Genomic DNA, 20,920 nt, shown 5'->3' on the forward strand with positions numbered 1-20,920 from the left:
TTTTGAAGATTGGTACTACGTCTAAGGGGATATTTAAAAAGTATTATTGCTAACAATAGAACCTCGGAGACCTAACCCCTAGCAAACCTTACTGACGATAAAATAAGGGTTTCACAGCCTCTCACTCTTGGCATCAGTCTGCCGTTAAGCAAGCAAAAAGAGGAATGGCAGATGGGTTTTTGGTATAGTCGAGGACTTTTTAAACATCCTCTAACTGAGATTGATAGAATGAAAATAGTAGGAATTTTCACCATCTAGCCATCGAGACTCATGCCCTCTGAAATTGCTGTCGAGAAAAAAAAGTTAAAAAATCCACCTTTGGAGCTTCATTATTTAGGCGATCGCGTGCTGCGTCAAGCTGCAAAACGGATTTCTAAGGTTGATGACGAACTTCGCCAAATAGTGCGCGAAATGCTGCAAACTATGTATAGCAAAGATGGCATTGGTTTGGCTGCTCCCCAAGTGGGAATTCACAAGCAATTAGTTGTCATCGACTTGGAACCAGAGAACGCAGCTAACCAGCCTTTGGTGTTGATTAACCCCACCATTAAACAAGTCAGCCGCGACATCTCTGTTGCCCAAGAAGGATGCTTGAGCATTCCCAACGTATATCTAGACGTGAAGCGCCCCGAAGTCGTGGAAATTGCCTATAAAGACGAGTACGGTCGTCCTCGGACATTAAAGGCTAATGACCTTCTGGGACGCTGCATTCAGCACGAGATGGACCACCTTAACGGCGTGGTATTTGTAGACCGTGTAGAAAACTCCTTGACTTTAGCCCAGGAGCTATCTAAGAATGGCTTCTCGTATCAAGCGGTGAAACCAGTAGCATAGGGGGGCAATAGTGTATTTAACTCCAAAAAGTAGTTTATTTCTCGGTGGTTCTTGTGTAAGTGCGATCGCAGCTGTCGGTTCGGTTTTTGAACTCGGTTACGGACATCCAGATTTTGGTGTCACAGCCACGGCAATTATCCTGGTATTAAGCATTCCACTCACAGGATTATTTTTCTTTGCCGCAGTTAAGGACGCAAGGGCTAACATGAAATAAGCATCAGGTACATAAAAAAGGTAAAAGGATGAAGCAAAAAGGCAAAGTTCATTCTTTTACCTTTTATTTTTGCTCTCCATTTTGCACCGCCCCTAAAGCTTTTAGCGTCACTAACTGCGCTGCGGTTAACCCTGTAACCCCGGTGATATTCATTTTTTCGTAGGGTCGTGGCGATCGCAGTGTTCTTACACACTCACCCGTCGATATATCCCAAAGCTTGATTGTCTCATCTTGGCTACCACTAATCAGGGTTTGACCGTCGGGACTAAAAGCAACTGACTTTACCCAATTAGCCCCTTGCAAAGTTTTCAGGCACTTGCCATTATGGACATCCCATAATTTTATCGTTTGGTCTTCACTGGCACTAGCTAAAGTCTGACCATCGGGGCTGAAGGCAACTGACCAGATTCGATTAGTATGTTCTTGCAAAGTTGTCAAGCACTTGCCCATGAAAACATCCCATAACTTCACTGTTTGGTCATCACTGCCACTAGCTAAAGTCTGACCATCTGGGCTAAAAGTAACCGATCTGATCCGATTGCTATGTCCTTCCAAAACTTGGATGCATTCTCCTGTATAAATATCCCATAACCTCACTCTTTGGTTTTCACTGCCACTAGCTAAAGTTTGACCATCGGGACTAAAAGCAACCGATCTTACCCAACTGGTATGCCCTTTCAAGGTTTGAAGACATTTTCCGGTGTGAACATCCCATAATTTCACTGTTTGGTCGTCACTGCCGCTAGCTAAAATTTGACCATTTGGACTAAAACCAACCGATCTAATTCTATTGGTATGTTCCTGCAATTTTTTCAGGCATTGTCCCGTCTGAACATCCCATAATTTAATTGTTTGCTTTTCACTACCGCTAGCTAAAATTTGACCATCAGGACTGAAGGCAATCGACCGTACCCAACTGTTATGCCCTTCCAAAATTTTGAGAAACTTATCGTTACGGACATCCCATAATTTCACTGTTTGCTTTTCACTGCCGCTAGCTAAAATTTGACCATCGGGGCTGAAGGTAACTGACCTGACTCGATTGCTATGTCCCTGCAAGGTTGTCAAAGATTTACCATCCTGGACATTCCATAACTTCACTGTTTGGTTTTCGCTACCACTAGCTAAAGTTTGACCATCGGGACTGAAAGCAACTGACCTGACCCGATTGGTATGCCCCTGGAAAGTTTTCAGGCATTTACCATCACGAAGATCCCATAACTTTACTGTTGGGTCGTCGCCACCGCTAGCTAAAGTTTGACCATCGGGACTAAAGGCAACCGACCAAACTCGATTGCTATGTCCCTGTAAGGTTTTCAGACATTTACCATCACGAACATCCCATAATTTAACGGTTTGGTCGTCACTGCCAGTAGCCAAAATTTCACCATCGGGACTAAAAGCAACTGACCTTACCCAACTGCTATGTCCCTGCAAGATTTTCAGGCATTTACCATCACGAACATCCCACAACTTCACTGTTTGCTTTTCACTGCAACTAGCTAAAGTTTGACCATCGGGACTGAAAGCAACTGACATAATTCGATTGGTATTCCCCTGCAAAGTTATCAGACATTTTCCGATGTGGACATTCCATAACTTTACTGTTTGGTCTTCACTACCACTAGCCAAAGTTTGACCATCGGGACTGAAGGCAACCGACCTGACCCAATTGCTATGTCCTTGCAAGGTTTTCAGGCATTTACCATCACGAACATCCCATAATTTCACTGTTTGGTCATCACTACCACTAGCTAAAGTTTGACCATCGGGACTGAAAGCAACTGATTTTACCCAACTGCTATGTCCAATACAGGTAAACAGTAGCTTTCCATCGTCAACTTGCCACAAGTAAGTCTTGCCATCAGCATCACCCGTAGCCAAAAGTTTTCCATTCGGGCTAAATGCTACTGACGAAATACTAACTAATGTTTCTGCAAAAACGCATTTAGCTAAATCGGCATTGGCAAAATTTACCCGATGCAAATTCACACTTTGTAAATATGCTTGCCAAATAGTCAGATTTGAAAAATCGTAGCCGCTAAAATCAATTTGTAGTTGACAAAGAATATTTAACAGATTTCCACCTGCATATCCTGCTGTTTGGGGAACCTGTTGCAGGGACAATAAAATTTGATATAGATGATGTTCAATATTTTTAGCATATCTAAAAATAGTTGATAACCTATCTATAATTGGTTTAATAATCAGGGTAATCTGAGTGTTCCTAATATAATCTTTGGCCGTCGCTTCCATTAAAGCATGGCTCGTAAATAGTCTAATATTACGAGTGGTAATTTCGTCACAAATCTGTTCAATCAGTTGGTCGGTGATATATTCCATGACCACAGATTGGAGGGTGAAAAGTGCTGTTCTTTGTTCAATTAGCGATCGCCTCCGTAGTGATTCTAGCGCCTCCATCACTTCTCTTTTGGGCAAAGGACGCGCAATATCATTTAGCAACTCGTCTAGAGAAACTAACTCGCGCTTGATTGCTAACCAATAAATTATTTCTTTTTCGATCTCTGACAACCGCTCAAATTGCTGGTTTAGTAAATTTCGGGTGTCACCAAAAATTATCTCTCCTTCAGCTAGAAAGGCAGCGATATCACCACCAAATAACTCCCGAATAGGCTCAGAAACTAGTTTTAACGCTAAAGGATTACCTGAATACTTCTCAACTAGCTTGGCCCATTCTTGTTGTAAGCCAAATAACCCTTTATCTTGGAGAATTTCTTGCCCTTCTGTTTCTCCTAAGCCAATTAACGATAATATTCTGACTGGTGATGCTTCTCCTTCTAAAGAAGCAAATTCTTTTGGTTTTTCACGAGATGTCAGCACCAAGCAGCTTTGATGCGGTTCTTCCCCTACCCGCCTAAGTAGTTGACCATAATCTTCGTATTCTTGTTTATATTGTCCGGCGCGATCGCCTTCTTGTAAAATTGTCTCTGTATTGTCAAATACCACAAGACAACGATGCTCTCGTAAATAATGAATCAGCAGCGTTACTTTACCATCTACGCTTTCTGGCAAATTTGTTTCTTTCTCATCAGATAAAAACCCGATTAGGCTTGCCAACATCTCTGCGACGGGTGGCGCATTGCGGAGACTCCGCCAAATCAAATACTCAAAATTCTCCTGAACTTCCTTTGCGAGTTTCACAGATAAAGCAGTTTTGCCGATTCCCCCCATTCCCAATATTGCCACTAGTTGGCAGTTATCCTTAATGAGCCACTGCGTTAGCCCAGACAATTCTGCTATGCGTCCCCGAAAAAAGCAGACACCAGGCGCTTCACCCCAATCTTGACGGTTTTGGGTAATCGATTTCTCAGTCTCTGAATATGCTTGATACTCAGATTCTATAACTTGCTGTAACTTAGTGAGCTTACCTGGGCCGCTACCAGTAACATTAAATTTCTTGTAAACTTCGCTTAATCTTTTGCGTACTGCTTCGGCACTGATTGCCAATTCTTTCGCGATCGCATTTGGCGATTGTCCCTCAACAGCATATAAAAACACCTCGATCTCGCTGTTAGACAAGCACCGTTTTTCGGCTAAAGCCAAAAGAACGTTTTGGGGAATGACACTCATACTCACACAAAGACACATTACAAAACAATGTTATCTCACTATGTGAGATAACATTGGGTGCGCGATCGCGCCGATGAGTTTAGTGTACCTCACCTAAACAGTGCTGAGTGCTGAGTAAAAAAAGTAATAATTGTACTGGCTCAACGCCCCGCTACCGCTAACAGCACTCCTGAATTAAATACATTAGACTTCTTGCATAAATCAAAAAAAAGAACCCCACCCCGCCTTTGACTTACGTCAAATTCTCCCCTCCCCGCCGGCGGGGAGGGGTTGGGGGTGGGGTGTTAGGGGACTTTTGCAAGAGGTCTATTGAGTCTACTTTTTTTCTGCAACTGGCTGCACGCGTAAACCCTCTGTCTCATCAACCGTAGGAGTGGCAATGAGCGATTCATTTCCTGTCAAACCTGATGTAATTTCTACTTCAGTACCATAATCTCGCCCAACGGCAACTTTTTGATAATGCACTGTATGGTCTTTGGTTACAGTTGCTACCTGCGTACCTCCGGCATTAACAACTAAGGCACTATCTGGCACAACAAAAGGAGGATTAGTGCGGTTAATGGCAAATCTGACATTGGCATACATCCCAGGTCGCAGCGTCGCGTCTGAATTGTGTACTTCTAATTGTGTCAGTAAAGTGCGAGTAGTTGGATCTATAGCGTTGCTAGTACGCACTACTTTACCCGTAAACACTCGTTGGGGTAACTCTCTGACTGTAATTTGTGCTGTTTGTCCAGTTTGAAGTGACTGTGATAAACTCTGGGGAACACTCACATTTACCTTTAGATTGTCATAAGCAGCAATAGTATAAAGGCTGCTATTGTTAGTGTTAGTGTTGCTGGTACTGGTGTTGCCATTACCTGCTGAAATTAAAACACCTGTATTGACATTACGTGCAGTAATCACTCCTGCAAAAGGAGCAGTGACTTTCTTATAAGACTGCAATACAGTATTACGCTGGAAGTTTGCTTGACTTGCGTAGGCGTTAGCTTGTGCTGCTTTGATGTTGGCAGAATCAGAATTAATAGTGTTTTGTGCGGCCTCAACGCTGGCGAGATTAGCTTGATATGTAGCATATTTTGTATCTGCATCTTGTTGAGGTACTGCACCTTGTTTGACAAGAACTTGCCAGCGCTCCCAACTCTGACGTGCGATCAATAAATTAGCGCGGGCTTGCTTCAAATCAGAAACACTTTTAGCTAAATTAGCACGAGTTTGAGATACATTGGCTTGTGCTTGCACTACCTCTGCCTTCGCTTGCAGAACTTGCTGATCGGTGTCTGGTGAATCAATCTCCGCCAACAACTGACCGGCTCGGACGCGATCGCCAATATCTGCATACCACCGCCGTAAATACCCAGTACTGCGAGCGTAGATGGTCGTTTGATTCTGGGCTACAACACTGCCAGGTAGTTCCAGTTTCGTAGCACCAGTAGCGCGACGGGGAGCGATTACGTTAACAGAGGGTACTGTGCTTGCTTCCTTGACTGCTGCTTGTAATTCCGACTTTTGGCTTAATCGGGGTAGAATACCTATCGCCAGTAGGCTACCAAAAAAAACAGCACCAATTATAGCCCAACCAATACCACCGATGCCGCGCCTGTGTTTTCTAGAAGTCGTTTGTTGTTCAGAATCAGGAGATGGACGATGCTGAGAATCCATAGGTAAACTGTCCTGTATTATCTAATTTGCAGAAATTTAGCAGCTAGAGTCATTACCATTATTAGACTTCTTGCAGAAGTGCCATTCAGGTAAGGGGTAAAGGGGAAAGCAGCTTAGAAAAAACCCTTTCCGCTACGGTGTACACACAAGTTTTTGACTTGCACCTTTATTACATTGGCTTGCACCTTTATTGCATCGACTTGCACCTTTATTGCATTGGCTTGCACCTTTGTTGCATTGACCTGCACCTTTGTTGCATTGACCTGCACCTTTGTTGCATTGACCTGCAAAAATTAATCTTCCCTACGTTACGTAGTAACTTTAACGTGAGTTCGACAGACCTCTCCCTCCCAGCCTCCCTCTTTTAAAAGGCGTTCGCGAAGCGTCTCCGTAAGGAGAGGGAGGAGTAATGAGAAAATAGGGTTTTTGCTCCCCTCTCCTCGTAGGAGAGGGGCTGGGGGAGAGGTCAAAATAGCACTCGTCGAACTCACGTTAACTTTAAAAGATTTATGTGTACACCGTAGCTCATGTCTATGACTTGCCTTGAGATGATGACAACAAATATGCTGTCCGTGAATCGGAGAAATTTAAATCGTCATCATCCTCATCGATAGGACGAGGTGGTTGACGCCGCATAATGCTGTATACAACAGGTACAAAGATCAGAGTTGCGACTGTTGCAGCTGACAAGCCGCCAATTACGGCGCGACCCAACGGTGCATTCTGTTCGCCACCTTCACCAAGACCTAGAGACATTGGCACCATCCCGATCAGCATGGCTAAGGCAGTCATCAACACCGGACGCAACCTTGTATAACCTGCCGCTAGGGCTGCTTTATAGGCATTTTCCCCTTCTACACGTTGCTCATTCGCAAAAGTAATCATTAAAATACTGTTCGATGTCGCTACACCTATACTCATAATTGCACCCATTAACGAAGGGACGCTTAGAGTGGTGCGGGTGACAAACAGCATCCAAATGATCCCTGCTAAGGCACTTGGCAGCGCCATCATAATAATCAGGGGATCGAGCCAAGATTGGAAGTTCACTACCATTAAGCAGTAAACCAACACAATTGCAAACACAAGTCCTAAACCAAGCCCCAGAAAGGAAGAGTTCATCGTTTGCACTTGCCCTCGGACATTAATCTGACTTCCCTTAGGCAATTTTTTCTGATAATCAGCGATAATTCGATTGACATCGCCGGCAACTCCCCCCAGATCGCGACCAGAGGCGTTAGCGTAGATATCGAAAACTGGCTGAATGTTGTAGTGATTCACAACTTGCATCACTGTGTCGCGTTTGACACTAGCTAAGTTACCTAAAAGCTGAGGTGTAGTTTGACCATTGCCAACTGGCGTATTTTTTAGACTATCAATAGAGTCAAGTTTATATTGGGGAACTTGTACAGCCAGGGTGTAACTCACGCCTTTTTTGGGATCGAGCCATTGGTTGATTGCAGCTTGACCGCTTGAACTTAAGGAAGTGAGGACGCTATTGGCAACATCACGCTGGGTCATACCCAATTGTTGAGCCTCGGTGCGATCGACATCAAGACGTAATTTGGGAGCATCGACAACTTGTTGGAGATGTACATCTACAGCCCCAGGAATGCGCGTCATCCGCGCGGCGATTTGTTGGGCAATTTCAAAGTTGCCCTTTGAGTTTTTCAGAGGGCCAGATATTTGCACATCAACAGCAGCAGGCAAACCGAAATTGAGAATTTGAGTCACAATATCAGCCGGCTCAAAAAAGAAGGTGTAGCTGGGAAATGTCGCTTTCAATTTCTGGCGGAGTTCCTTGACGTAAGAAAAAGTTTCACCAGATTCTTTTAGGGAGACAAGAATATCAGCATCAGCCTGTCCAATTGTCGCGCCGTTGTAGCCATAAGTAAGGTTAATGCCACTGGTGGGTAAGCCGATGTTATCCAGAATTAGAGCTAGATTATCCTTCGGTACAGTTTGGCGGATAACCCCTTCAACTTGGCTAACAATTTTTTCTGTCTCTTCCAAACGAGTACCAGGTAAGGCTCGAACATGGAGGCTAAACTGACCGCCATCGACTTCCGGGAAAAAGTCTTGACCGACGAATGGTAACAAAACTCCTGCACTGACGATAAAAGCACCAAATAGCACAAAGACTATGCGGCGGTGACTTAATGCTGAGGCTAGGACGTTGTAGTACCAACTGCGAAGTTTCTCAAATTGCTGGTTAAACTTTTCATGTAGCCGCCATATCCAATCTTTCTTCACAGGTTTGGCAGTTGTCGTTGCTGCTTCTTCTGTTTGGTGGTGGTTATCGTGACCATTATTATTTTGGACTGGCGAATGGGTGTGGCGATCGCGATTATCATGGATTTCGACTAGCGAATGGCTGTGGCGATCGCCGTGACCATTATTATTTTGAACTGGCGAATCTATATAATGGCTGTTGTTACCATTATTATTTTGAACTGGCGAATCTATATAATGGCTGTTGTTACCATTATGCTCCTCGTTTTCTCTATGCCAGTCTGCTTCGGATGGTAAAAGATAGCTTGCCATTGTCGGGACTACAGTCCGAGATAGCACATAAGAAGCAAGCATCCCAAATACTACCGCCATCGCTAGGGGGACAAATAGGTACTTTGCTACTCCACTGAGAAACACAACCGGCACAAAGACAATACAAATACATAATGTTGCTACAAGTGCTGGAGTAGCGATTTGCTGCGCCCCATCTAAAATTGCTCGCTTGATGGGTTTACCTTGTCCGAGATTTCGGTGGATATTTTCAATTTCGACTGTGGCATCATCTACCAGAATCCCAACAGCTAAGGACAAACCACCTAAAGTCATGATGTTGAAAGTTTGTCCCAAACGACTCATCACGATAATTGAAACTAGCATCGAGAGAGGAATCGATACGGCTACAATTAAAGTGCTGCGCCAACTTCCCAGGAAAATTAAAATCATCAACGCAGTGAGACACCCGGCAATCAATCCTTCTTTAAGAACGCCTTCGATAGAAGCTTTCACAAATATAGATTGATCGAACAAAAATGATAAATTCAGTTCTGGGGGCAAGGTGGATTGGATGCGAGGCAAAGTTTTTTTGACTCGCTCGATCACATCAATGGTTGAGGCATTGCCACTCTTCAGGATACTAAGTAAGCTCGATCGCCTGCCATTCTGACGTACAATGTTCGATTGCACACCAAAGCCATCTCTTACCTGCGCGACATCACGAATGGAAATGACAGTACCATTAACTTGCTTAATTGGCAAGTCATTGAGGGCTGCCACCACATTTGGACTATTGTTGATTTGTACGGCGAAGTCGCGATCGCCTATTTTCATATCACCTGCCGGCAAAACCAGATTTTGGGCACTGACAGCATTAGTCACATCTTGGGCAGAAATGCCATTAGCCAACATCGCTTGGGGATCGATATCAACCATAATTTGCCGAGGTTTACCACCATAGGGCAGAGGTATACTCGCTCCTTGCACTGTTGCTAATTGGGTGCGAACGAAGTTGGTAGCATAGTCGAAGAGTGCTTCTTCCGGCAAGGTTTTGCTACTGACACTCATCTGGATAATCGGCACCGAAGAAGCGTTGTATTGAATGATGAATGGCGGTGTAATCCCAGGTGGCAAAGGGCGCAAAATTGTTTGGCTGACGGAGGTAATTTGAGCAACTGCGGAGGCGATATTAGCGTTGGGTTGAAAGAAAACCTTGACGACGCTAACACCACTTAAAGATTGAGACTCAATATGTTCGATGTCACCAACAGTTGTTGTCATAGCGCGTTCGCTAATAGTGACGATTCGCTGTGCCATTTCCTCAGATGTCGTACCAGTGTAAGTCCAAACTACGCTGACAACCGGAATGTTAATTGCGGGAAAAATGTCAACTGGTGTACTAAATATCGTCACTACACCCAGGATCACAATCATCAAAGCGGCGATCGCGAATGTATACGGAAGACGTAAAGCAATTTTGACGATCCACATAGTTAGTTAGGATACTTCAAAAGTTTTTTGGGTTAAAGCTGTTTTACTTAGCACTGGCTCAACGCCTCGCTATCCATGTACAGCACTCAGCACGGGCTAAACGCCCCGCTATCGCTAACAGCACTCAGTACTCAGCACTCTTGATTGAGGTTGGCGTTTGAGCTAATTGAAGTTGTTCTGTTTGGAGTTGCTCAACTAGCCACTCAATCTCCGATTTGATGACTTGAACTGCCCGCTTTTGCACTTTCGCTTGATATAAATCATCAGTAACTTCCAGTGCTTTTTTCTCTGCAAGGCGTAACTGACATAACATCAATCGATGTTCGATTAACTGGACTCGTTCTTCGGGTAATAAATGGCTAAAGAAAAAAAATTTGATAAAGAATCGCGATCGCATATTCACCCAACTTTCATGAGGATATGCCAACATCTCTTGATACCAAGTGTTTTTGCCGAGGGGTGTAATCTCATATACCTTTCCACACTGCCCACCTTCTTCTCCTTGTTCTGCACATAAAATCACTTCACCTTGTTCTTCCATGCGCTTCAGCAAAGGATAAATCGCGCCATAGTTGACACAAATACTGCAACTCATAAACATCTCTAGTTGCTGTTTGAGCCGATAACCGTTTAATGGTTCTCGCTGTAATAAACCTAATACCGCCAACTTCAGCATTTTGATATATATATCAATCTGATATGTCGATCAACAATATCAAATTGAGCTTTTTTAGCCAAGTACCCAAGGTTCAATTGTCAGCATTCTCTGTCATACCGTAAAGGCCAAGCCGCATAAGTTACCTGTGGGCTAGTTACGAGTGAGTGAGATGCGCATCTCACAATAGGTAGGTAAAAGGGACTGGGGATTAGGGATTAGGGATTGGGTGTCAAATCGAAAAATTATGGTGGGGGCTTTTTCTCACCACCAAATTTTAAAAAACTTTTTCCCAGTCCCCAGTCCCCAGTCCCCAATACCCAGCTGTTTAAATAATTTTCTCTACAGTTTACCTTGACCTCAGTAACTTAGTTACTTGACTTAGAAACTAAGTGACTTTATAGTTAGTAGTAGAAACCGCGGTAACCTAGTAGGTTAAGGGTGAATTAAAAGGAACTTCGTGAGTAAGACATAAAGGCAAAGACTGGAGCTGTAAATTCTGAAACAGGCAATTTGTATACAAGTTACCTGTAGGAATTTCGAGGGTTCAATGTGCGTAGTACGCCTTCTATGCAATTACGCGCATTGAGCGCCTAATTTTTGATATCCAGATTGCCCTGGAAATTCATCAAAGAGCTTAATTTTTCATCATCTGCAAATATCAAGATCACCTTTGATTGGTATTCCCACTCCACTCAGGAGTAGGACTTTTGTCTACCTTGACTTGGTGGGAGCAAAGCTGTGGAGATTTGCTGTTTCTTTAGTGTGGTCGGGGGAGCGCAAACTGCTACCTAGATTCAACTTTCAAAACAGGAAAAAAACTATGAAACCCAGTCTCAAAGATAACGATAATCTGTTGTTCAGGTGGTTTTGTATAGGACTCAAATATTTTCTGCTGGGGCTGCTGGGGCTGGGAATAGCCTTTGTTGTGTCTCACACTTTTGGGGCAAATGCAATAGTTGGGATGCTTTTATCCGCAAGTCTCCGGTCATGGGTTGCGAAGATAGCGATTTTCCTAGTCTGTCTATTTGCGATCGCTATGATCTTCGAGTCTTGGGGTTAAGGCTCATATTGACCATAAATAGCCTTTCGCTGAGTGAAGTCAGCCAAAGGCTTCGTAACTTTTCACTTGGAGATCGTATCATGCCTAACAACAATAACGGCTCTGGAGTAGAAACATTTTCGCCACTTTTAGTAATCTTAGTGGCAGGGTCAATTTCTTTGGCGATCGTTAACAAAGCTAATCACCCAGCATATTTTGACATCGTTAAAATAGCTATAGCCTACAGCTTTGGCTCAATCAAGTCCCAAGGAAAAAGTAAACATTCCGACGATCGCCACGATGAGGTAGATCGAGACGAGTTGAAATAGCAGATGTAAAAGCAGTAAAAAATACCTGTTTTTTACAGATAGTCTGCCAAAGGTGAGTTGCAGATTATAATTTACTTCTAAAATAGAAGAATGCTGTCAACTCCCACTCAACTATTGCGACTGTCTCAAGGACAACTTAACTTACTAGAAGCTTGTCCGCGTAAATTTCAACATACCTATCTCGAAAAACTTAATTCTCCCTCAAATCCAGAACAAGAAGAACGGCTAACTTTGGGTAGTCGTTTTCACTTGCTAATGCAGCAGCGAGAAATGGGTTTGCCAATTGATAGTTTCCTGAAAGCAGATGCTCAACTGCAAAGCTGGATGCTAGGTTTTGCTGATGCAGCGCCAGAAATTTTAACGGCTGCATCTGATAATCAAACTTTCCGTGAAAGCGAACACTACCGGACTCTGCAAGTTCAGGATTATTTGCTCACAGTTATCTATGATTTATTGATTGCAGATAACCAACAAGCGCAAATTCTCGACTGGAAAACTTATCCTAAACCACCCAATAAACGCAAGTTAGAATCAAACTGGCAAACACGGCTTTATATGTATGTTTTGGCAGAAACTAGCGACTATTTGCCAGAAAAGATTTCTATGACTTATTGGTTTGTCCAATCTGAGGGTAAACCGCAAAATATTAAATTTAATTACAGTACTGCTCAACACGCACAAACAGGAAAGAAACTTAATCAACTATTAAGTCAGTTAACTCATTGGCTGGAAAATTATCAAAATAACCAGCAGTTTCCCCAAGTGGTGGAGGGTAGCAAAAACTGTGATTATTGTCAGTTTGCCAAACGGTGCGATGCCTACGGCGGTAAACTACGCATCCAAGCGACTGAAGATGCAGTGAAAGACTCATTGCCAAATTTTGACAGTATTCAAGAAGTCTCACTTTGATTTTATCCGCAGGATTTGGTTGCTAAAACAGATTCCTTATATCTGTAGAGTCTTGTGGAAAATTAAAAAGTAATGTAAAGTCCTTTTTCTAACTCTAAAACATTTGAAAGCATTTTGATTTAAAAAGCTAGATTCGGTAAATGCTCTTTTTTTTCATTCAACAACATATCTATAGTAAATAAATCACAATTTCTAAATTTATGTCAACTTTTGATGAAACTGAAGCAATTTATGTACGGGAATTAGGAATTGATGACATTGCTCCTGTTTACCACTTGGGAGAAGGGTTATTTACCAGCGATTTATATCCTTATTTATACCGCACCTGGGATGAATGGGAAGTGATTGGACTTTATAACACCGATCCAGAATACTGTCTTGTGGCTGAAACAGATGGGGAATTAGCAGGATTCGTTTTGGGAACCATCATCACCAAAGCATCTTGGACTTATGGGTATATTTTATGGCTGGGAGTTAGTCCGAAGTATCAGCGTCGGGGAGTTGCAGACAAGTTGGTTGATAAAGTTGTCGCTCGGATGATTGAAGATGGGGCGCGGTTTATGCTGGTAGACACTGACCCCACCAATACTTCAGCATTAAAGTTTTTTAATCGCAAAGGTTTTGGTAATATCCGCCAGCATATTTTTTTGTCGATGAATTTAAGCAAGCATGAATATTATGGCAGATTGATTGATTACGAACACCAAAAAGCTGAAAGAGCAGGTTATAGGCGATCGCGTCCAGCAATTCGTGCCCGTAAAGCTGATAGTGTAGCAAATGAAGTCGTCCTCAATCCTCTAGTGAGTGAATCTCAAATAACTGAGGATCAATCCCCAATCTAACAAAAGTTAGGAGTAGCCCTTTCAATTTGGGTAAAATTTTTGGACAAGAATTCCTCTTTTTTCTGTGTTATCTGCGCCTCTGTAGTTCAATAAATGACTTTTAAACGTAGACGCATAGAAAACGCAGAGAGAAAAGCATGATGGCGATTGTGAATTTTGAATTTAGAGCAAAGTGGTGTGACTTATGTGTATAGAATTTGGGCGAGAAATCTGCGGCAATCTTGACATTGCAGAATCGCGGGAGTGGTTAGTTACTAACGGTATTGGTGGTTACGCCTCTGGGACTGTGGCTGGTTTATTGACTCGCCGCTATCACGGACTATTGGTAGCAGCATTGAAACCACCTTTGGGTCGCACTTTAATGCTGACAAAACTAGATGAAACTGTATTGTATGGCGTTAGCGCAGCTCCTTTGCAGGAGGCTCGCTCTTATTCTCTAGACACTAATCGTTGGGCAGATGGTATTATCAGTCCGCACGGTTATCAGCATATTGAACGTTTTTCTCTAGAAGGTACAATTCCTGTATGGCGTTTTGCTATTGCCGATGCCTTATTAGAAAAACGGGTGTGGATGCAACAAGGCGCTAATACAACTTATGTTCAGTATACTTTGCGTCGTGCCACTCAACCGCTAAAGTTGACGCTCAAAGCAATAGTCAACTACCGCGATTATCACAGCGATACTCAAAGCAATGGTTGGCAGATGTCTGTTGAGGAGGTGGAACAGGGGATTTGTGTAACTGCTTATCCGGGTGCTGTACCACTATATCTACTGAGTGATTCACCTAAAGGCGATGCCTACGGCGGCAAGCTACGCAGCATTTCACGTGTTAGTACATCTGTTGTTCATAATTGGTATCATGGCTTTGACTTGGCAGTTGAACGCTATCGGGGATTGAGAGATCGAGAAGACCACCTCCACGCCGCCACTTTTGAAGTTACACTGAATCCTGGGGAAGCGATCGCATTTGTAGCCAGCACAGAAAAACAACCAAATCTCAACGGTGAAGCGGCACTAAAGTTACGTCGCGCTCAAGAACAGAAGTTAACAGGATTTTGGAAAACTAATCGACCCCTAAAAATTAAAGAATCACCTAGCTGGATCGACCATCTAGTACTAGCTGCTGACCAGTTTATTGTCGATCGCTCATTGCCAGAAGACCCCTACGGCAAAACCATCATCGCTGGTTATCACTGGTTTAGCGACTGGGGACGCGACACCATGATTAGTTTACCTGGTTTGACAATTTCCACTGGTCGTCCAGAGGTAGCACGCTCAATTCTTCGCACCTTTGCCAGATACGTAGACCAGGGAATGTTACCTAATCGCTTTCCCGATGCGGGCGAGCAACCAGAATATAATACAGTCGATGCCACACTTTGGTACTTTGAAGCAGTCCGCGCTTACTACAGCGCTACAGAGGATGATACTTTGCTTGCTGAACTTTTTCCTATACTTGCAGACATCATTGATTGGCACTGTCGCAGTACACGCTACAACATCCATCTCGATGCCGCCGATGGCTTACTTTATGCAGGCGTTGCAGGCGTACAACTGACCTGGATGGATGCCAAAGTTGACGATTGGGTAGTTACGCCCCGAATTGGCAAACCGATTGAAGTTAACGCCCTCTGGTACAATGCTTTACGGACAATGGCAAAGTTCGCCCGTCAGCTTGGTAAACCACACCAAGAGTATGAAGCAATGGCAGAGCGGGCAAAGTATAGATTTTCTCGCTTCTGGAATGAAGAGACAGGTTATTGCTATGACGTTTTAGACAGTCCTGATGGTGATGATGGGTTGCTACGTCCTAACCAAATATTTGCTGTGTCATTACCAGAAAGTCCGCTCACACCTGTCCAGCAGAAGGGTGTGGTGGAAGCTTGCGGGCGATCGCTGCTGACTTCTTATGGATTGCGATCGCTTGCCCCCGATTATCATCAATTTCAGGGTAAATACGGTGGCAATCAGTATCAACGTGATGGAGCTTACCACCAAGGGACAGTTTGGGGTTGGTTGTTGGGGCCGTTCGTCTTAGCACACCTGCGCGTCTACAAAAATCCCGAACAGGCTCGTCAATTTTTGGAACCAATGGCTAATCATCTGACTGCACACGGTGTTGGCAGTCTCAGCGAAATTTTTGATGGTGATGCCCCGATGACTCCACGGGGATGTATTGCCCAAGCGTGGACAGTGGCAGAGGTTTTGCGTGCTTGGTTGGCGACAGCGAGTTGATACGGGGAACCGTGGTCTATCTGCAAAGTCGATTTTGTCAAGAATTTTTAAGAAATTCACATCCTTCAGAAAAGCAAAGGCGTAATGCTGAAGTAATCCTCAAAAGTTTATAGACACGCTTTAGTGTTAGGAGGAAAATATGCCGTCAGGAATGATGATCGAAGGCAAATGGACAACCGATAGGAATAAATCAGATCCTAGCGGTAAGTTCAAGGAAACGGCGACAACGTTTCGCGATCGCGTCACCGCCGATGGTTCTAGTGGGTTTAAGGCAGAAGCAGGACGCTATCACCTCTACATTTCCTTAGCCTGTCCGTGGGCCCATCGCACTTTAATTATGCGAGAAATCAAAGGTTTGAATGATGTAATCTCAGTCTCTATCGTCGATCCGATTATGAGCGACAAGGGATGGATGTTTTCTGAAGCACCGGGAGCTATTCCTGACTGGGTGAATCACACTCAATATTTGCAAGAGATTTATCTGAAAGCCAATCCCAAATACACAGGACGAGTTACTGTTCCGGTATTGTGGGATAAGCAAACTCAAACAATCGTCAATAACGAATCTCGCGAAATCATGCGGATGTTTGATGTAGAGTTTGGGGAATTGGCAACACAAAAAATAGACTTATACCCACGCGACTTACAGCATCAGATTGATGAAACGATCGATGCAATTTATCTACCAATCAATGTTGGTGTATATCGCGCTGGTTTTGCGACTTCGCAAGCAGCCTATGAAAATGCGGTAACTGAACTCTTCGAGAGTTTAGATCGATGGGAAGCGATTCTCAGCCAGCAACGGTATTTATGTGGCAATCAACTCACCGAAGCCGATATTTGTATGTTTGTTACTCTGTATCGGTTCGACTCAGTGTATTACGGTCACTTTAAGTGTAATTTGCGGCGAATTATCGACTATCCAAATCTGTGGAATTATCTACTAGACCTATATCAGCGTCAGCCATTCAAAGCGACTTGCAATTTAGACTATACCAAGCGCGGCTATTACATGAGCATGACTGATATTAATCCAAATCGAATTGTGCCGAAGGGGCCGATCGTTGATTTTGAGCAACAGCACGATCGCCAGCGCTTCACTAAAACGTTTCGTAGAGAAGTTATCGCTCCCTATTCATAGAAAAGAAATTGCACAATCTAACTGGAGTAACACCATGAGCCTTGTATCAGGTATCCACCATGTTGCAGTGGTGACAGCAGATATCGACCGCTTTATCGACTTCTATACTGATGTATTCGAGATGCCAGTAATCTTTCAAGAGACGACTCCAGCCTTTCGTCACGCACTTCTGCTAGCTGGATCGCAGAGTGTGCTTCACGCAGCAGAGATGCCTAATAATATTCATAGTTCTGGATTGCCGGATATGTTTGCACGGGGACACATCGACCACTTAGCTTTGAATGCCCCAACAGAATCAGCATTTCAGATTATCCGCCGCAAACTCATAGATCGAGGTGTGAGTGATGGCGCGATCGCCGACCTTGGCCCAGTACTTAACTTATCATTTTCCGATCCTGATGGTATGCATATCGAAGTTTGCCTGATCGTCGATGCTTCACTTCAGGGTTTTCACCAACCGCGACCATATCTAGAGACTATCAACCAATAGGTTGAAGTTAGCATTAGTCCTTTTTGCTGTTTGTGGTTAATAAATAGTGCCGCTCTCGTCTGCTTATTTTCAACTTGCGATCGTCCGATCGCAAATTTTATTAGTATACCAGTTTTACTATCAATTATTAATTATAAATTCAGCCCTATCTTAGGTAGAAAAAGTATACTCCAGATAGCAAATTAACTGGACTAAAATACAGATATGCATAGGGTGATATTATGACAATTTTAACCCAAGAAGAAATTAGATTAGCAGAAGCCCTAACTCACAAAGCTCATTGGCGCAGATGGGGGCCATATTTAAGCGATCGCCAATGGGGAACGGTGCGCGAAGATTACAGTCACAACGGTACAGCCTGGGACTATTTTACCCACGATCAGGCTCGTTCTCGCGCCTACCGTTGGGGTGAAGATGGCATTGCTGGCATTTCTGATAATCATCAACGACTTTGTTTTGCGATCGCACTTTGGAATGGTGAAGATTCTATTCTCAAAGAAAGATTTTTTGGTCTAACTGGTAGCGAAGGAAATCATGGGGAAGATGTTAAAGAATATTATTTTTATCTAGACAATACTCCTACCCATTCTTATATGAAAGCGCTTTATAAATATCCCCATAAAGCCTTTCCTTACTCCCAATTGGTTGCAGAAAATCAACGCAGAAATCGCCAAGAGCCAGAATTTGAATTACTAGATACAGGTATATTTGATGAAAATCGTTACTTTGATGTCTTTATCGAATATGCCAAAAATAATGCTGAAGATATTCTCATCCAAATAAAAGTAATCAACCGAGGATCGGAAGCAAAAACCCTACACCTATTACCTACTCTCTGGTTTCGTAATACTTGGTGTTGGAATGGAGATATCAACAAACCGACTTTAAAAGAGGTCGAATCTGGTAATGGCTTTAATTTAATTGAGGCGTTTCATCCAACTTTAGGTAAAAGATGGCTGTATTGTCAAGAAGCAAACGAAATTCTTTTTACAGAAAACGAAATAAATTGTCAGCGATTGTTTGGCTATTCTAATTCGTCTGCCTATGTCAAAGATGGCATTAATGATTACATTGTTAAGGGTAAAAAACAGGTAATAAATCCAAATAAATTTGGCACTAAAGCATCTGCCGATTATTTTTTGACAGTTGGTGCAGGTGAAACGAAAATCGTTAAATTGCGATTGAGGGATGTACATAATTTAGTTGAGCCATTTGGCAAAGAATTTGATATAATCTTTTGGGAACGACAACAGGAAGCAAATAAATTTTATCAGCGCGTTACACCATTTCCTCTCAGTGAAGATATGCGAAATGTGCAACGACAAGCATTTGCTGGAATGCTGTGGAGTAAACAATATTATCACTATGTTGTAGAGGATTGGTTGAAAGGCGATCGCAATACACCAGTACCACCTCCAGAACGCCAACAAGGGAGAAATCGGGAATGGTTTCATCTCTACAATAAAGATATTCTTTCTATGCCCGATAAGTGGGAATATCCTTGGTTTGCAGCTTGGGATTTGGCATTTCATACTATTCCTTTGGCTATGATCGATCCTGATTTTGCTAAGTATCAATTGGATGTTTTAACACGGGAATGGTATATGCATCCTAACGGGCAAATTCCTGCTTATGAATGGGCTTTTGGTGATGTTAATCCACCTGTTCACGCTTGGGCAACTTGGCGAATTTACAAGATTGAGCAGAAGATTTACGGACGAACAGATAGACAGTTTTTAGAAAGGGTATTTCAGAAACTAATGCTCAATTTTACCTGGTGGGTAAATCGCAAAGATACTCAGGGTAATAACGTCTTTCAAGGTGGATTTCTCGGTTTAGATAATATTGGCGTATTTGACCGCAGCGCAGCTTTACCTACTGGCGGGCACATTGACCAATCTGATGGTACGAGTTGGATGGGAATGTATTGTTTAAATATGTTAGCGATCGCTTTAGAATTAGCCAAGACTAATCCTGTTTACGAAGACATTGCTACCAAGTTCTTTGAGCATTTTCTTTACATTGCCGATGCTATGAATAACATCGGCGAAATAGAAGCTAGTTTGTGGAATGATTCCGATGGATTTTACTACGATGTGCTGCATTTACCCGAACGGCAAATTACCTTAAAAGTTAGATCAATGGTAGGTTTAATTCCTCTATTTGCCATTGAAACTATTGAACCAGAAACTTTAAAATTGCTTCCTGGTTTTAAAAAGCGATTGGAATGGTTCATCCAAAACCGTCCTGATTTGCGGCAAAATGTGGCTTGTATGGAAACCAAAGGAGTGGGGGCGAGGAGATTACTGGCGATCGTTTCTAGAGATAAGCTCAGAAGTATTCTGCAAAAAATGCTGGATGAAAGCGAGTTTTTTGGCCCTTATGGCATTCGGGCACTTTCGAGATTTCATGCTGAAAATCCTTATATTTTTGATGTTAATGGTTCGCAATTTCGAGTCGATTATGAACCGGCTGAATCTACTAATGGTTTATTTGGTGGTAACTCTAACTGGCGCGGCCCCGTTTGGTTTCCGGTAAATTTTATCCTAATTGAATCTCTGCAAAAGTTTCATTATTATCTAGGAGACGATTTCAAAGTGGAATGTCCGACAGGTTCAGGTCAAATGATGACACTTTGGGAAATTGCATCAGAATTATCTCAACGATTAACCAGAATTTTCTTGCAAAATTCTTTTGGTAAACGTCCTGTTTATGGTGGAATGCAAAAGTTTCAAAACGATCCACACTGGCAAAATCTGATTTTATTCTATGAGTATTTTCATGGTGATAACGGAGCCGGAATTGGTGCTAGTCATCAAACTGGCTGGACAGGTTTAGTTGCCAAATTAATCCAGCAATTTGGTGAATATGAAGCACAGCATCAAGAACCAGAAATAGAGAAGGATAAAATAAGGTAAGTACATCTAAACCCACTCCTACCTCACCCTCATTCAAAAGACTTGTTATTTGCCTTTATTC

The 20,920-nt window shown here is 42.9% G+C and carries 13 protein-coding genes; 9 read left to right on the forward strand and 4 right to left on the reverse strand.

The window, feature by feature from the left end:
* Window positions 1-270: 270 nt before the first annotated feature.
* Both def and RMZ95_RS10345 read left to right on the forward strand, forming a co-directional pair.
* Window positions 271-834, forward strand: coding sequence for a peptide deformylase (gene def / locus RMZ95_RS10340; protein ID WP_322686770.1), 564 nt, complete (start codon window positions 271-273; stop codon window positions 832-834).
* 10 nt (window positions 835-844) lie between these two features.
* Window positions 845-1,048, forward strand: a complete 204-nt coding sequence (locus RMZ95_RS10345; protein ID WP_322686769.1) for a hypothetical protein — start codon at window positions 845-847, stop codon at window positions 1,046-1,048.
* A 63-nt stretch (window positions 1,049-1,111) separates the two neighbouring features.
* Here RMZ95_RS10345 and RMZ95_RS10350 read toward each other — a convergent pair whose 3' ends face one another.
* The 4 genes from RMZ95_RS10350 to RMZ95_RS10365 all read right to left on the reverse strand — a co-directional run bounded on the left by RMZ95_RS10350 (window position 1,112) and on the right by RMZ95_RS10365 (window position 10,973).
* The gene (locus RMZ95_RS10350; protein ID WP_322686768.1) at window positions 1,112-4,639 is read right to left on the reverse strand and encodes an NB-ARC domain-containing protein; all 3,528 of its coding nucleotides are present in this window, start codon (window positions 4,637-4,639) and stop codon (window positions 1,112-1,114) included.
* Between the two features lie 315 nt (window positions 4,640-4,954).
* A complete protein-coding gene (locus RMZ95_RS10355) occupies window positions 4,955-6,301 on the reverse strand; it encodes an efflux RND transporter periplasmic adaptor subunit (RefSeq protein WP_322686767.1) in 1,347 nt (448 codons plus the stop codon).
* 531 nt (window positions 6,302-6,832) lie between these two features.
* Window positions 6,833-10,297 (reverse strand): efflux RND transporter permease subunit, encoded by a 3,465-nt coding sequence (locus RMZ95_RS10360; RefSeq protein WP_409882349.1) that lies wholly within the window; start codon window positions 10,295-10,297, stop codon window positions 6,833-6,835.
* 124 nt (window positions 10,298-10,421) lie between these two features.
* Complete coding sequence (locus RMZ95_RS10365) at window positions 10,422-10,973, reverse strand: PadR family transcriptional regulator (RefSeq protein ID WP_322686765.1); 552 nt, start codon at window positions 10,971-10,973, stop codon at window positions 10,422-10,424.
* Window positions 10,974-12,095: 1,122 nt separating this feature from the next.
* On the opposite strand from RMZ95_RS10365, the gene RMZ95_RS10370 reads away from it, so the two are divergent.
* From RMZ95_RS10370 to RMZ95_RS10400, 7 genes are all read left to right on the forward strand, one after another.
* Window positions 12,096-12,323, forward strand: coding sequence for a hypothetical protein (locus RMZ95_RS10370; RefSeq protein ID WP_322686764.1), 228 nt, complete (start codon window positions 12,096-12,098; stop codon window positions 12,321-12,323).
* 90 nt (window positions 12,324-12,413) lie between these two features.
* Complete coding sequence (locus tag RMZ95_RS10375) at window positions 12,414-13,232, forward strand: PD-(D/E)XK nuclease family protein (RefSeq protein WP_322686763.1); 819 nt, start codon at window positions 12,414-12,416, stop codon at window positions 13,230-13,232.
* 200 nt (window positions 13,233-13,432) lie between these two features.
* Window positions 13,433-14,074, forward strand: coding sequence for a GNAT family N-acetyltransferase (locus RMZ95_RS10380; protein WP_322672438.1), 642 nt, complete (start codon window positions 13,433-13,435; stop codon window positions 14,072-14,074).
* 184 nt (window positions 14,075-14,258) lie between these two features.
* Window positions 14,259-16,310, forward strand: coding sequence for an amylo-alpha-1,6-glucosidase (locus RMZ95_RS10385; RefSeq protein ID WP_322686762.1), 2,052 nt, complete (start codon window positions 14,259-14,261; stop codon window positions 16,308-16,310).
* 139 nt (window positions 16,311-16,449) lie between these two features.
* A complete protein-coding gene (locus RMZ95_RS10390; RefSeq protein WP_322686761.1) occupies window positions 16,450-17,451 on the forward strand; it encodes a glutathione S-transferase family protein in 1,002 nt (333 codons plus the stop codon).
* Window positions 17,452-17,485: 34 nt separating this feature from the next.
* On the forward strand, window positions 17,486-17,941 hold the full coding sequence (locus RMZ95_RS10395) for a VOC family protein (protein WP_322686760.1): 456 nt from the start codon (window positions 17,486-17,488) through the stop codon (window positions 17,939-17,941).
* Between the two features lie 221 nt (window positions 17,942-18,162).
* Complete coding sequence (locus RMZ95_RS10400) at window positions 18,163-20,859, forward strand: MGH1-like glycoside hydrolase domain-containing protein (RefSeq protein ID WP_322686759.1); 2,697 nt, start codon at window positions 18,163-18,165, stop codon at window positions 20,857-20,859.
* Window positions 20,860-20,920 lie beyond the last annotated feature (61 nt).

Origin of the sequence: Nostoc sp. DedQUE07 (assembly GCF_034530975.2) — a bacterium.
Taxonomy (GTDB): domain Bacteria; phylum Cyanobacteriota; class Cyanobacteriia; order Cyanobacteriales; family Nostocaceae; genus Nostoc.